The following is a 14,272-nucleotide window of genomic DNA, read 5'->3' on the forward strand; positions in this document are numbered from 1 at the left end:
AAAATAAAAAAAAGACGAACCTAATTAAGTCCGCCTTAAAGTTCATCAATAATTTGTCTCTTGAAACTTTTATAATCAAGGAATTCAAACAGTAAAAGTAAAATTAATGCGCTATCATATTCGCTTTTTATGACTTTTTTGTTTATAATTTTAGGATTTTTAAAAGTCATATCTTCCGCAACTGTGAAAGCATTGTTCAGACGGTTTGTCATGCCTACAAAACTTAGTGTAAGTTTAACATAATCCATAAATTCTTCGTCAATTTTGCCTTCTAAAAAATCATTAAGAACTTTTTCATCAATATCCATTTCAATTTCTCCTTTCATGTTTTTTAAACCTAATTAAGTCCGCCTTTTATTTACATTGAGACCAGCCACAAAACGGGCAGTACATACAGCCCGATTCTGGCACTAATAATGCACCGCAGTCAGGACATGTGAGATGTTTCTGCCTGTTTTGTGTTTTTTCTTCGTTTGACAGTTTTCGTTCTAACACGATACATCACCGTTCTTTCTTATGCTGTCATTTATGTCTTTTCGATGTTGCCAAACGTATTTTGCAGCTTCTTGAAAAGACATAATTTCAGGCTCTATATCAGAACCGCCAATCTCTATATCAGAACCGCCAATCCAGTATGAATATATACTGAATTGGTCGTGTCCTGCATCTTCTATACGTGTTAGAGCTTTATGACCTACGTTTCTTGTCACCTCTTTATCGTTAAATAAGAATTTCTTATCAGGACTTTTTTGAAGTTCGGAAAGAAATTCTTTTGCGTCCTGTTTTGACTTGATAATTCTGTACACGATAATTCCTCCTTTTTTAAATTAATAAAGGTACGCCTGCATCTGTTTGCGTACCTTTTCCTTTTCTTTATGTCTGTTGTACATTTTTTTTGAGTCTACAACTCGTGTGACTGGATTTAATTCACCCCAGTCTCCACGAATTGATTTATAAACATCGAGCATGCTTTTGCTAGACTTTACAGTTTCTTTTCTCATTTTTTTACACTCTCCTTTTTATAAAAATAAAAAAGGCATATTCAAAAACCTGTTTCGCCTTTGAATATGCCTTATATAAAAAGGTATGCGCATACCTTGAAAATTCTGTAAGTACATGTACATACCTTTCTTTTGATTTTTTTATTTTTTTAATTAAGGCACAGCCGATGTGCCTTATAGAACTCTGACCTTTACGAATTTTAAAGCAAAACCAAGAGGCAGGCTTGTTGTGCCTTCTGGCAACCTTCCGCCTGTTATCTGTGCGACCACAAGCACGTCATCTGGTGTCAGACGTACGTTTATGCGATCACACGGAACATCAAGACCAAGCATGTCCGAAAGGACTGCTGCTGTGTCTTGATGTCCGACTGCACTAACAAAGCCCTCCTTTAGAAGGCTTTTAACCTCATCTAACGTCAAAGGCTCCACCTCGACGTTAGATGGTCTTTGCAGATCTAACATCTGCAAAGAAAAAGCGTTTCCTAAAATTGTTCTCATAAAAATTCCTCCTTTATTTTTTTTTAAAATTTTTTATCAGTTTCTAGTGGCGTAAGAGGAAGTGCATCCCATGAAATGAATGCATAGTCCCTTCCACCGCTTTTTAATACTCTTGAAAAATTTATGCGGTCAGGAACAAACACCTGACTGCATCTAATGAACAAAAACGGATATGATGTGACATTATAAATGTCACTTTCATCAATATTTTTGTCAATCTGAACGTACCTTTCAATTTGTCCAGATTCCGTTTTCACTTCCTGAACTGAAATATATTTCAGTTCAGGAATTTTTCCTTGACAGAAAACGCCACAGAAGTGTTCTCCTTTAAAATTTTTAAATTCATCTGTATATTCCATAAAAGGCTTCCACTCGTCTTTTGCATACCTTTCTAAATAGAATAGAAAAGCATGTGTGTTAATAGAAAATTTATCAAAATCGTACCCAAAAGGAGACACAATCTCCTTAAATGGATTGGGGTCGAAATTATCCTGCGACAAGAAATACTTGTCGTTTTTAATAATTAAAATTTTGCTCATTTTATTCCCTCCTTTAAAAAATTGAATAAGGCACAACTAATGTGCCTTATTATATTATTCCAAGCTGCGCACAACGTCCTGCACAGCCTGAAAGTTCTTGTGTAGACAAATTATATATTTCTTTTTTAGAGAGCGGACGTTGCAGCTTATAGACAAGCCACAACGCCTTCCTGATTTCTTTTGGACCAAGAAAGCCTTTCTTGTTCCTGTAGGTAATTGTACCACCATCATACCTGTCGCCTCATCCTGCAAAAGATACGTTTGGCAGTACTTCGAAAACAGTTTTAGCCCAGTTTTTGTGGAATGGTACACTGGGTATACTTCCAGTGTACTCTACACAGTACGTTAGTTCCCATACTGCCTTCTTCTGTTGTTTAGTCATATAAATTCCTCCTTTAAAAAATTAATTAAGCCGTATCGGCTACGGCTTATGCTCCAATGACTTCCTCATATATGAGTTCGCCATTAGAAGAAAAAACTTGGATATACAATGAATTGTACCCAATGCCAGATATTTTTACTGTATATCCAAGTTGTCTCAAAACCTCAGCGCCGATCTCGACGACACTGAAGTTTTTTTCTTCTGCAAGCTTTTTTAGATCCATCATTTTTACTCCTCCTTTTTTACTTACTTCCAAACGCCACTAAATTTTTTACGCATTTAATGGCGTTTGGTTCTTGGGCTATATCAAGCCCGTACTTTTCTATAAATGTCAAAGAATGAGGACGCCACCTATCGGTACTGTATTCCAAAACTTCTTTTACAGTACCGTCAAGTACAATCACTTCGCCATCGTCTGTGGCGGGATAGTGATTATACTTGTTGGGATACTTTTTTGTCTCTGTATCCCATCTTTTGGCGTCTATGACAACAACATATATGAATGCCATACCGCCACTTTGTTCAAATGCACACTGATCAGCTTCGTCTGCCATAGCTTTGATGGCAGATAAATGAGGAGTGGCAAATACTCCTTCAATTTTTTGTCCCGGCTTTATAGCCGAGATCTTTTCCCAAAAATTCACATCAAACCCTCCATTAAGCCATGAAGGGTTAGATAACAACCTAAAAAATATCATTTCTTATTTCCTCCTTTAAAATTTTAAAAATAAAAAAAGGACCTACAAAAAATTTGTAAGTCCTTAAACATTCAATTTGGCAGCGGGTACGGGAATCGAACCCGTTTCGACAGGTTGAAAGCCTGTTATCCTAACCAATGAACGAACCCGCCTTAAAATATAAAAAAGGCTTTTACAAAGTTTTTCATACCTTGCAAAAGCCTTTCCGCCAACAGTGCATCACGCTGTTGACATGCCCATGCAGTACTCACTGGTACTGCTAAACACTCATTAGGTAGGTACTTTAACGTGCAGAGCGGCACGTGTACCATTTTGACCTTTAGGCTGTCCGCTAACAGGTGATGAAGCCTGCCTTCCTCACATGGGAGCCTTTCCCTTTTTCGGTAAGCCTTGTCCCGAAAAAGTCCTCTGGATGCCCCTTCACATACTGGCACTGTCCAGAGATTTGTCTGGAGTGATTTCTCGGTACGTGGTTCCGTCCAGACCCGCAAAATCCACCTTTCTACCCAGTTGGTTTTCCTGCCACGTTTCTCGTGTAGTTGAAACGTTGGGCTGTGCAAGCTACCAACAAACATGCACGGTGAAGTGCCATTCCACCTTTATATTAGGTACAGACGCCCGTGAAAACGAGCCCTATTAATCTGCACTGCACCTAAAGCTCCGTCTTATCGGTGCGATTGAGCCACCGCTAATGTCTAATCAGCAACCGTTCTTAGGTCTTTCTTTTACGCCTATTACTGTAAATGAACGGTACAGTATAGGCAACCTTTGTTGGAAAGATACCTACGTTTTTATGCTGATCTCAACATTAGATTTTCTAATTTAGTATAATCACAAAATTTAAAAAAATCAATAGTTTTTTTAAAAAATAACTGATAATTGTTCTCAATACGTTTTACAAAAAAAAGCAGGCTTTACGCCTGCAATTAAGCTTTTCTAATGATTCTTTTTAATATTCCGCTTACATACTGTTTATTTTTGTTAATGTACGTTATGCGTACTGTCACTTTGTCACCACGTTTAGGCACATCTTTCCAATACGTGTTGGGGCATAAAACGTCTATACCTTGTTCAAGATTTACAAAATAGCCATATCTTTTTACGCCTTTTACTGTACCTAAATATTCACCTCCTTTTACGTATTTTGTGCCTACTGTTAAGAATGGATTAGGTTTTGTTTCTTTTATTGAAACTTTCACTATGCCTTGTTCAGGATCTAATTCTGTTATTTTTGCTTGTACTTTATCACCGACCTGTAAAAGATCATTAATGCGATCTATATAGCCATAGTCTATTTCTTCTTTTGGTATCCTTGTTTCTATGCCATAAGCTTCAGCTATTACACTGTTTTTACCAACTGCGTCAATCCTAATCTGTATAATGTCACCTACGTTATGTTTTGGCAGTTCAAGTTTTCTTCTTAATGCCATTGCAAATTTCCTTGAGCCTACTGCTATTTCTCTGTCAGTGTCAATGCCACGTACAACAAAGTCAATTTCTGCACCTATCATTGAACGTACTATTGTAATGTTTTCTCTTGGCAATCCCATTTCTTCAAATGGAATCAGTACCTTTGCGCCATTATAAAAAACCACTGCGCATTCCTTTGCTTCGTCACCTCCTATCTTTACTCTTTCAATTGCGCTTAATTCACCTGTCAAGATTTTGTTTGTCTGTCTTGATGCATAAATGTCTTGCCATCTTTCGTCTATCATGTTCATCTCTCCTTTACAAAATTTTTTTTGGACATAAAAAAAAGACAGGCGTTAAACCTGTCTTATCCACAGAAAAAGGTATGCGCATACCTTAGTTGTTTTTGTAGCATTGCAGTACTGTTTCTGACTGTACCATTTTTGCCATCCATTGTACTCGCATTTCATGCAGCTTTTCAGCAAATGCTGGTCCTTTTGCATTGATTCTTACTGTTTTTCCGTTTATTTCAGAAAACATTTTTTCTGAATATTTTTTGATATATTTTGTTTTTGCTTTATGTGACGTATCTACGTCTATTATTTTTGCAATGCCATCTGCCTTAAGAGGTGTCTTGTCTATGTTTTCCAAAAAAGTTACTTTTTTGCCTGGACGCATTTCCATGAAGCGTTGTCCCTGCATGTGATATTCCGCAGCAGCGATACCACATTTTCCCCATGTCTTTGGTGCTTTTATACGATCACAAAAACTTTTCACAAGTTCGGGACCACGCTTGTCATGACCAAAATGATGAGGAAGGATTTCTTTTGGAGTTGTTGCTTTTCCAAAATCATGAACCAATGCCGAAAATCTCAATTCTTCACTTTTTGTTTCTTTTGCCATTCTGTCTAACACAAGCATTGTATGCTCAAAAGCGTCTCCTTCAGGGTGGTATTTTTCAGGCTGCGGTATGCCACGCAAGTCGTTAAGTTCTTTAAAATGCACGTCCAAGACATCCGCCTGTGCTAATGCTCTGAAATATCTTGATGGTGTGTCTGTATTAAGTGCTTTTCTTGTTTCCTCAAAGACTCTTTCAGCAGGAAGTGTTTTTAGTTCGTCTTTAAGCGTATGCATCATTTTCAGCGTATCTGACTCTATGTGAAAGTTGTATTTCGCCGAAAATCTTGCAGCACGATATACTCTCAACGGATCTTCAGCAAAGGCTGGTGTTGTTGCTCTTATTATGCCTTTTTTCAGGTCTCTTTGTCCTCCATACGGGTCTATTATTTTGCCTGTTTCCATATCTCTTGCCATTGCATTTATAGTTAGATCACGTCTTGCAAGGTCTTGTTCTATTGTTATATCTGGAGAAGTATATATCTCAAAACCTTTATATCCAACACCGTTTTTCTTTTCAGAACGTGCCAAAGCATATTCGTCTCCATTAATTCTAAACACAGGAAAGTCTTTGCCTGTTATTTCTGCATCAGGAAATAATTCTAAGACTTTTTCTACTGTCAGTCCTGTTATGCAATAGTCTATATCATGCGGTTTTATTCCCATCAGGCTGTCACGAACACAACCGCCAACCTGATACAGTTTTCCTCCTGCGCCAAGTATTTTTTGCAGTACTTCCACAAGTTCACCTCATTTCATACATCAAAATATTTTCCATAGTTTCACTGACGTTTGAAAGAGTATCTTTAAAGTCCTCTAAAGTTTTAGGATCACACTCTTTTATGTCCTCAGGATTGATTTCCATAAGCTTTAAATGCACTTCATTAAGAAGCTTTATAGCGTCTTTTATTTTTTTGTTATCTTTTATTTCAATCTTGCTGTTTTTAAGTTTTTCATATTCACGTCTTAAACTTAAAAGTTCATTGTATGTTTCTTTAAATCTTTCTTCAGACTCAATCTGTGCTTTTTTAAGTTTTTCAAGTTCCTGTTTTACGCTGTCAGGTATTACTTCTATTCTTTCAACAGTCCTATTTTCAAGCTCTTTTAAGCGTTTTTTATTAAGCTCTATTGCAGATTCATACTGTTTAATTATATTTTCTTTTTGGCTTATTTCATTTTCCTTGTTTTTTAATTCAAGTTCTTTTGCCTTATATGCTTTTTCAAGTTCGTTTATTTTTGATAGAAGTGACTGCTGGTCTCTTTCAGCTTCTTCTTTTATTTCTCTTATTTGTTCTGCTGTCATTTTGTTTATGTCATCACCTAAAACGTGATAGAGTTTGCTTTGTACTTCCTCATCGAGCAATGCAAGCTGCATTGCTTCTGTTGTTGTTAGCTTTTTTTCTTCTACAAGCTGTTGGAGTTCTGGAATCAGGTTATTAAGTCTATATAAGTTTCTTAATTGTCGTTCTGAAATTCCAAGCATATCTGCTAAATATTTTTGGTATTTTTTTTCGGAAATTATTTCCGATTTTTCTGTTAGACTATTATTATTTTCTTTAGGTCTTCCTTTCCTAATTCCGTAAATTTCATATAATTTTGCTAAACATTTCGCTAATTTCATATCGTTGAGATTACCTTTACCACGTTGTCTTAAATTTGTTTCAATTAGTTCTTTAGTTATCCAATCATTTGTTGTTATTCCATATTTCTCTTCATATTCTCTAATTACACATGATATTTTTTTAAAACCTAATTCTTTCGCTGCACGAAGTCTTTGGTGTCCAGAAACGACTATATAATAATTTTCTAAATCAGAATATTCTTCTTTTGTTTTTTCTGTAATGTTCTTACTCGTTTCCTTTTCAAATTCGTTATCAAGAAATTCAAGTTTATAGTCCTTTGTTACGATTAAAGGTTCTATTATTCCGCTTGTTTCCACGCTTTCAAGAAAGTCCAGCCATGCCTGTCCTTCTATGTCATCAAAATAGACTTTATTTAAAGGGTGCGGTTTAAGCAAATTAACGTCCAACATTTCAGTCACTCTGTTAAGTTCATTTTCCATATCAAAAACTCCTTTCTTAAAATTTTTTCATGCATAAAAAAAAGCAGGCATTAAGCCTGTTTAAAAAATTATTTATTTTAATACATCATATGTTTCGGTTATACGCAGAAGCTTGGATAGAAGGTTTCACAAATGGCTTATTTCAATACATCATATGTTTCGGTTATACCTTCGGCTGTCATCTTTTTAAAATTGTATGTTCCCTTATTTCAATACATCATATGTTTCGGTTATACTGGTAGTACAGGTATAAAATAAAATAATAATAATTATTTCAATACATCATATGTTTCGGTTATACAAATCTGCCTGACAGCAAGACAGGCTTTTGGGTTTCATTTCAATACATCATATGTTTCGGTTATACTTTTTCTCTTGTAATGATTGCTTTATCCATAGCGATATTTCAATACATCATATGTTTCGGTTATACTAGATGTAGATACCACTAATAAAAGGGTAGGTATACATTTCAATACATCATATGTTTCGGTTATACTTTTATTGAAAAATCTTTTTGCGATAAATCTCCTTTGTTTCAATACATCATATGTTTTGGTTATACGTTCCAGTTATCATTATAAAAACATACCTCCCATAGTACTCGAAAATTTCTTTCTGTCAAATTTTCCATCATCAATAAATCTATCACCATCATTTATATAGTAATAACCTCCAAACTCTTCATCGCACTTTATTTCAATATTTCCACAAACATTATACGTAAAATATGACATTTTTTCTTTTAATCGTGATATATTTACAGCTTTTTCAGCATAATGCATATCACTATTTTTTAACAATTGCTTGTATTCGTTCCACACATCCTTACCATCAATTATGTCATTTTCCGTTTTAATTCTATGTGCTAAAAATACTTGAACATTTCCTTCAATCAAAGTCATAATTTTTGATATTTTTCTATAATTCATTAACATACAATCTTCAAATAAATATTTTATGTTATCTCTATTTAATCTATCACTTTTGACTTTCAAAACCTTAAATATTAATTCATAAATACTTTCAAAATTTTTATCTTGAAATTTTGCCATTATATCTATATTTGTTATAGGAAAATTTACACGTATATCGTCTTTATAAATCATAGCAGGATTATCATAATCAAAAAAGAACGCTTTACATTTCTTTTTTTTGCATGACCGATTTATTCTTCCTATAAATTGTTCTTCTGAATCTGGAATAGCTATATCTTTAAATCCGATATCCATATCAATGTCAATTCCGGCTTCAATGACTTGTGTTGCTATAACAATTATACTCTTTGTATTTTCATTGTTTATTTTCTTAATAACTTCTTTTCTATAAATCGCATTATCATCACCTGTAAGTTCAACAACATTTAAATTATTAATATTTTTAATAATTTTATAAAAATCATGAGCAGTTTCCTTACGTATAAATTCAACTAAAACTTTTTTGTCTTTATATTCGCTAACCTTATCAGCTAAATATTCAAGACTTATCTTACCAAACTGCAATAGTGAAAAATCAAGTTCCACTCTATTTTTAAAAAGAGGGTCTTTAAAATACTTTTCGCTGTTTTTAATTAAACTAACAAATCGGATATTTTCGTCTTCTAACATCATACCTAATTTAGGCAACGTAGCTGACATTATAATAATCTTTATATTTAATAATTGTGCATACTTGCTTAAAAATATAATAATATGTCTCCAGATGTCATTTTTATAACTTTGTATTTCGTCAATTACAACCACGCTGTTACATAATTTCGTAAGAGGAAAAACTTGATCTCTTCCAATCCCAAAAAGCATATTAAAAAAATTTACGTGTGAAGTAACTACAACAGGGTAGTTATTAAAAATACGGTCCAAATAAGAATATTCATAGTCTGGTTCATCTGTCTCTTCATTACTTTTTATCACAATTGGCGTAATTGAGTTTACTATTGCAAAATCTTTGTCTTTTTTAAAGTACCTTTCAAAAACTTCCGCAGTTTGTTCAACAAGCGTATTAAATGGAAAAATATAAAAAATATTATTTATAGATGGATTTCTTTTAATTATATTAATAGCTAAATTAATTGAATTATTAGTTTTCCCCGAACCAGTTGGTGCTTCTAAGTAATATATATTCCCATCGGGATTTTCCTCAAGGCTTTTTTGTGCTTCAATAAATAAATCACTTCTTAATGCATTTATTGGATTATCTGCAAAATACCCCTTGTTTAATTTGTATTTTTCTATGTTTTTGTAAATTTCTGAATTATAATACTTACATGAAAAATCGTCAATATTTTTTATAGTTTCTATTTCAATTTCTCGTCCATTAATATACTCTGAAGTAGCACAATAATCGCATGAAACTAGTAAAGAAAAATGTAATTTGCTTAAAATATAAAATGCAATTTCATCTGAAATATATTTTTTCAATCTTTTGTATCCATCATTTATTGTTAGAATACTGTTTTTATCTAAATTAAGTTTTTTATTATAATAGTCTTCTATTGAGCAATTCATTATATCATCTTTAAAATTAACAGCATCTTTTAAATATCCATGATGTTTTGATATATTATATGCAAAAGAAAACATAAAAATTGTAAATTTTTTCTTACTATTTTTATCTAGCTGCTCAATAAACGGCATTGTTTCACACATATAAATATATGCAGATGGAAGAGAATGATTCGTATTAGCATTTTTTAAATTATGAACATCTCTATAGTTAGGATTTTTTAATCTTTTATTCTGAAAATACGGATTGATTTTACCAATATCATGAAGGTAAATTGCATTAACAAACATATTATATATACTATATATTTCCAAATCATCGCATCCACAAGCTTTTATTGTGTTTAAGACAATATTTTCTATACCCTTTATTTCACAATATTTATTGTAATATTTTAAGCATAATTTGCTATGTTCTTCAAGAGTTTCGCTTCTTTTTACTTCACTGGTATGTGCCCATATATTTTTATCATTTATCAAATGTTCAACATTAAGAAGCTTGTACAATCTAATTCACTGTCCTTTCTAAAAGAAGCATTTCAATACATCATATGTTTCGGTTACACGCTTTGCATCGTCTCCATCTGTCATATTGTTGTATAATTTCAATACATCATATGTTTCGGTTATACCTGTCTCTTCTAAAAGAAACTGATCACTTTTTTACCATCTGTATAAACATCTTTTAAAGGCTTAATAACCATACAATTAGTATAAATTGTACGTTTTAAATCATAAAAATTATAATTTTCTACCATACCAATAGGCGCATATTCAGTAAATATATAGGCAGGTTCATCATCTAACGTTTCTTCATCATCTAAATAATCTAATTCACCAATAAAAACTGAATTAATAAAATTTCCTCCGCACTTGTCCATTTTTACTTTTTCTACTTTGTCTATATTTGCAGGAAAATCATTTTTCCCTAAATAAGGTATATAAACACTCTTCCCTTTTAGCATATAATCTTCAAGCTTTTCCCAAATACTTGTTTCAACTGATCCGTCATTCCATAAATATATAGTCCAATTAGGATATTCAATCCACTGTTCATAAACCATCAGGTTACCGCCTTCTTCTTTAGAGGCATAACCTACACTGTTATTAAAATATTGTATTTTTTTACGAAAGTATCCTTTATCGGAATTAGGTATAATCGAAACTTTCAATCCGTTTAATTTTTCATAAAATTCAGGATATACTCTTTTATCTTTACCAAATAATTTCTCATTTCTATATCCTTTAAGTCCTATTATAGCACCAAGAATTCCTAATATTGCGACTTTATGTATATTATTATATGTTAAATACGTTCTAATATTTATATCAGGTTTTTTAAAGAAGGCCATATCTCCTTTTAAATCAAATTTTAAAGTATTAATTGACACTTATATCACCTCGAATCTTTTTATATGTTGTCCTGTGTAAACATTAATCTGCTAGTTTAGACATTAGTAACAAATTCTTCCAAGCCTGACATGATGGTTTAGTCAAATATGCTGTGTATATTACAAGGCAAATCCGCAATGTCTATATAAGTATCAATATCATTATAATAAATTTCTATTTTATCAATTTCATTTAATTTATTTTTTAAAATCTTATTAAGCCTGTCCAAACTTATTTTATATTTGTTTTCTTCTTTATTAAAGTCTATATATTGATCAATATTTGATAAGTACAACTCACTATTTTCCGTGCATTCAATAAAAAGTGCAAAATTATTTTCACAGCCAATTTTACTATTTGTATTAAAAGCAGTCGCTGCCACCAAACAACCTTTTTTGAATTTTTCATATGCTTCACGTGTGTAACCTTCAAATCCTTCAATTCCTAATTCTTTAAAATCATCATAATTTCTCGGATTTACTGAAAATGAATAAAGATAATACGCTTCATCTACTACAATCTTATTACCAAGCGATGATGCAAGTGCTTCTTCTTTTTCATCTGATGAATTTCTAAAAGGAGATAGTATATCTTGTGTTTCTATATTAGTGTCCTTATACTTATTAAATCCTTGTCCAATTTGTACTGCCCCGGTTATGCTTATATTTTGATTTTTTTCAGCAAAAGTTGCACCAAAATTCATAACATCAATAGCAGAAAATAAATTCTTTAATACCTCCTTTGAAGGTGTTTTATTATCTAGTTTTGCATTAAAAATATATTCATACCGCTCGTTTAAGTCCCTTGGCTGTAGTTTTTCTGACCCTTCAGTTTTCCCTTTACTTTCAATTTTATATGATTTAATATAAAGAACTTTTTCACCCTGAGCCTGCCACATCCTCTTGATAGGATATTTAAATGCTTTATCACTTCCAAAAATATCTCCACTTGACGTAGTTTTTGGTCTCCCTGTAAAATCAGCATTCCAATTTGACATTATACTTTTAATTCCAACTACTCCATAAACTCTATTTTTCATTTCCATTGTGATCCTCTCCTTTTGAATATATTATATTTTTTGATGCAAATCCTGCTAAAAAAGCATCTATAATTACATCTCTATTCTCAGGCTCATATCCCATTAACATGGAAATTAAATTATTAAGTCTTAATGATTTAACATTTAACGCATGACTATATTTCTTTATTAAGTTGATGGTTTCTTCTTTGATTTTAGTATAATCTCTCGCATTTAAAATTGGATCTATTATATTGTAATTTATTTTTTCAGCCTGACTTTGTGATGTTAAATATCTGACTAATTGCCCTAATCCAAAATAAAATTCTTCATCTGAGTCACATGTTACAATCTGCTCTTTTGAATCATTCAAAATTTTTGATTTTATTGTATTTAAGGAATACAATATTTTATCTCCCATATCTTCTTTACCCTCCACTTTAAAATATTTTAAAAGTGCCAGCCTTAAATTTATGGCTTTAGCTATATTAGTTTTCTCAATAATTTTATATTGGTTTCGCAAAACAGCTTCCTTTATGAGCCTTAAAGATACATTATCTATACAAGATTTTAAAGCATTGTCATCTGATTTCCTGAAAAAATTATGCATTGCATCTCTGGATATTATTAATAGATCTACTTGACGTGCTGAAAAAAAATTATTAGCCTTTGGCTTTTCATTGTAGTAATTTTTAATGAGATTTTTGTTATATAGCCAGTCATCTATTAACATTTCCAGCTTTTTTCTATCTGAAATTGATTCAGCATTAAAATATTCTAAATCTAGTTCTAGGTAATTTTCAAGTTTAAAAGGTTTAATTTTATTATTTGCACCAGGTAAAAAGTCGTAATCAATAATTTGAGTATCAGCTCCTTTTTCAAATTTTATAAAAGTACAGCTCATACGATCATTAATATCACTGTTAAATCCAAATTGTTCTTCTTTTACTGAAATATACCCTGATGTAATTGCCTTTCCATCATCTCTGTATTGATTTTCAATCCATATCTCCATATCTCTGGACTCTAAGGCTTCATTTAATTTTATTCTGAATGGGACAGCAAAACTGGTTGTTTTATGCTCTAAAAATGGCTTTTTTTGATTTAGCCCCATGTAAACATTCGAAAGACCATATATTTCATTATTAAAATCAATATTATACTCATTTGTATTAAAAATTTTTGGTGCTATATATCTTATACTCTCTATTTTATAGTTATTAATATCGCCTTCTATGAAAATTTTTATATAAATATCTTTTTTAATATTGTGTTTTTTTATTGTTTTTAAAATTAGACATCTATTATCTAATATAATCTTTTTACTTTCATCAGCTTTAGTAGTATCTATTTTATTTAAACCAAAAGATTTAATAAACTTATAATTTCTTTCGTCCATATTTTTTAATGAATCAAAATATCTATCTACATTTCTTCTAAAAGTTGGAGAAATCGAAATATCATCAAATTTAATATCAGATATTGAAATACTTTTATTTGAGTAAAACTTTCTTTTTGATTTTATTATATTATATTTTTTTATTTTTTCTTTTCTGAAAATTTTAACAGGTATAACAAGTTTATTATGCTTTATAAATAATGAATACATATTATTGCTATGTATCTGCTTTTTAGGGTCTACTGGTTTATTCATTTCTATCAATTTACTGTAATAATCTGCTTCTTTAAACCAATTATAAAGTTCACTATCTCTTGATATATTTTTATCTACTAATAAACTATCAACATTTTTAGCATTTTTATTTATTTTTATATATAGTCCATCATCCAATCGATAATTATCAATTGCCATATTACCAGTTGAATTATTTTTAGAATAAATATCAAGTAAATCATAAAACATTGCGATCCAC

Annotated in this window: 15 protein-coding genes, 1 tRNA gene and 1 CRISPR repeat array; all 16 genes read right to left on the reverse strand. The window is 31.6% G+C overall.

Annotated features, from left to right (window positions below; genetic code table 11):
* Positions 1-35: 35 nt before the first annotated feature.
* Complete coding sequence (locus tag ACZ42G_RS07455) at positions 36-308, reverse strand: hypothetical protein (protein WP_209452742.1); 273 nt, start codon at positions 306-308, stop codon at positions 36-38.
* 180 nt (positions 309-488) lie between these two features.
* The gene (locus ACZ42G_RS07460) at positions 489-806 is read right to left on the reverse strand and encodes a hypothetical protein (protein ID WP_464849859.1); all 318 of its coding nucleotides are present in this window, start codon (positions 804-806) and stop codon (positions 489-491) included.
* A 21-nt stretch (positions 807-827) separates the two neighbouring features.
* The gene (locus ACZ42G_RS07465) at positions 828-1,001 is read right to left on the reverse strand and encodes a hypothetical protein (RefSeq protein ID WP_464849861.1); all 174 of its coding nucleotides are present in this window, start codon (positions 999-1,001) and stop codon (positions 828-830) included.
* Between the two features lie 174 nt (positions 1,002-1,175).
* Complete coding sequence (locus tag ACZ42G_RS07470) at positions 1,176-1,430, reverse strand: STIV orfB116 family protein (protein ID WP_464849863.1); 255 nt, start codon at positions 1,428-1,430, stop codon at positions 1,176-1,178.
* A 92-nt stretch (positions 1,431-1,522) separates the two neighbouring features.
* On the reverse strand, positions 1,523-2,038 hold the full coding sequence (locus ACZ42G_RS07475) for a hypothetical protein (protein WP_464849864.1): 516 nt from the start codon (positions 2,036-2,038) through the stop codon (positions 1,523-1,525).
* 241 nt (positions 2,039-2,279) lie between these two features.
* Positions 2,280-2,420: a hypothetical protein gene (locus ACZ42G_RS07480; RefSeq protein ID WP_464849866.1), complete on the reverse strand. Its 141-nt coding sequence runs from the start codon at positions 2,418-2,420 to the stop codon at positions 2,280-2,282.
* A 46-nt stretch (positions 2,421-2,466) separates the two neighbouring features.
* Positions 2,467-2,646 (reverse strand): hypothetical protein, encoded by a 180-nt coding sequence (locus ACZ42G_RS07485; RefSeq protein ID WP_464849867.1) that lies wholly within the window; start codon positions 2,644-2,646, stop codon positions 2,467-2,469.
* Between the two features lie 16 nt (positions 2,647-2,662).
* A complete protein-coding gene (locus tag ACZ42G_RS07490; RefSeq protein ID WP_464849868.1) occupies positions 2,663-3,118 on the reverse strand; it encodes a hypothetical protein in 456 nt (151 codons plus the stop codon).
* A 77-nt stretch (positions 3,119-3,195) separates the two neighbouring features.
* Positions 3,196-3,270: transfer RNA gene (locus tag ACZ42G_RS07495), tRNA-Glu, on the reverse strand.
* 774 nt (positions 3,271-4,044) lie between these two features.
* On the reverse strand, positions 4,045-4,833 hold the full coding sequence (locus ACZ42G_RS07500; protein WP_464849870.1) for a S1 RNA-binding domain-containing protein: 789 nt from the start codon (positions 4,831-4,833) through the stop codon (positions 4,045-4,047).
* Positions 4,834-4,924: 91 nt separating this feature from the next.
* On the reverse strand, positions 4,925-6,166 hold the full coding sequence (locus tag ACZ42G_RS07505) for an HD domain-containing protein (RefSeq protein WP_464849872.1): 1,242 nt from the start codon (positions 6,164-6,166) through the stop codon (positions 4,925-4,927).
* Between the two features lie 4 nt (positions 6,167-6,170).
* Positions 6,171-7,487 carry a ParB/RepB/Spo0J family partition protein gene (locus tag ACZ42G_RS07510; protein WP_464849874.1) on the reverse strand — a complete coding sequence of 439 codons (1,317 nt, stop codon included), beginning with the start codon at positions 7,485-7,487 and terminating at the stop codon, positions 6,171-6,173.
* Positions 7,488-7,561: 74 nt separating this feature from the next.
* Positions 7,562-8,053: direct repeats of the CRISPR family, unit length 31 nt; unit sequence ATTTCAATACATCATATGTTTCGGTTATACT.
* A 12-nt stretch (positions 8,054-8,065) separates the two neighbouring features.
* Complete coding sequence (gene cas3, locus ACZ42G_RS07515) at positions 8,066-10,468, reverse strand: CRISPR-associated helicase Cas3' (RefSeq protein WP_464849875.1); 2,403 nt, start codon at positions 10,466-10,468, stop codon at positions 8,066-8,068.
* 161 nt (positions 10,469-10,629) lie between these two features.
* Positions 10,630-11,379, reverse strand: a complete 750-nt coding sequence (gene cas5b, locus ACZ42G_RS07520) for a type I-B CRISPR-associated protein Cas5b (RefSeq protein ID WP_349292238.1) — start codon at positions 11,377-11,379, stop codon at positions 10,630-10,632.
* Between the two features lie 98 nt (positions 11,380-11,477).
* Positions 11,478-12,425, reverse strand: coding sequence for a type I CRISPR-associated protein Cas7 (locus ACZ42G_RS07525; RefSeq protein WP_464849876.1), 948 nt, complete (start codon positions 12,423-12,425; stop codon positions 11,478-11,480).
* Positions 12,409-14,262, reverse strand: coding sequence for a hypothetical protein (locus tag ACZ42G_RS07530; protein WP_192402396.1), 1,854 nt, complete (start codon positions 14,260-14,262; stop codon positions 12,409-12,411). The genes ACZ42G_RS07525 and ACZ42G_RS07530 overlap by 17 nt, the downstream gene beginning before the upstream one ends.
* Positions 14,263-14,272: the final 10 nt, after the last annotated feature.

This window comes from Thermoanaerobacterium calidifontis (assembly GCF_055381745.1).

What these genes read in the sequence shown, in the direction of transcription:
- ACZ42G_RS07455 (WP_209452742.1), bottom strand. Translation starts at nt 308, where the DNA reads ATGGATATTGATGAAAAAGTTCTTAATGATTTTTTAGAAGGCAAAATT.
- ACZ42G_RS07465 (WP_464849861.1), bottom strand. Translation starts at nt 1,001, where the DNA reads ATGAGAAAAGAAACTGTAAAGTCTAGCAAAAGCATGCTCGATGTTTAT.
- ACZ42G_RS07475 (WP_464849864.1), bottom strand. Translation starts at nt 2,038, where the DNA reads ATGAGCAAAATTTTAATTATTAAAAACGACAAGTATTTCTTGTCGCAG.
- ACZ42G_RS07480 (WP_464849866.1), bottom strand. Translation starts at nt 2,420, where the DNA reads ATGACTAAACAACAGAAGAAGGCAGTATGGGAACTAACGTACTGTGTA.
- ACZ42G_RS07485 (WP_464849867.1), bottom strand. Translation starts at nt 2,646, where the DNA reads ATGATGGATCTAAAAAAGCTTGCAGAAGAAAAAAACTTCAGTGTCGTC.
- ACZ42G_RS07490 (WP_464849868.1), bottom strand. Translation starts at nt 3,118, where the DNA reads ATGATATTTTTTAGGTTGTTATCTAACCCTTCATGGCTTAATGGAGGG.
- ACZ42G_RS07500 (WP_464849870.1), bottom strand. Translation starts at nt 4,833, where the DNA reads ATGATAGACGAAAGATGGCAAGACATTTATGCATCAAGACAGACAAAC.
- ACZ42G_RS07510 (WP_464849874.1), bottom strand. Translation starts at nt 7,487, where the DNA reads ATGGAAAATGAACTTAACAGAGTGACTGAAATGTTGGACGTTAATTTG.
- ACZ42G_RS07525 (WP_464849876.1), bottom strand. Translation starts at nt 12,425, where the DNA reads ATGGAAATGAAAAATAGAGTTTATGGAGTAGTTGGAATTAAAAGTATA.
- ACZ42G_RS07530 (WP_192402396.1), bottom strand. Translation starts at nt 14,262, where the DNA reads ATGTTTTATGATTTACTTGATATTTATTCTAAAAATAATTCAACTGGT.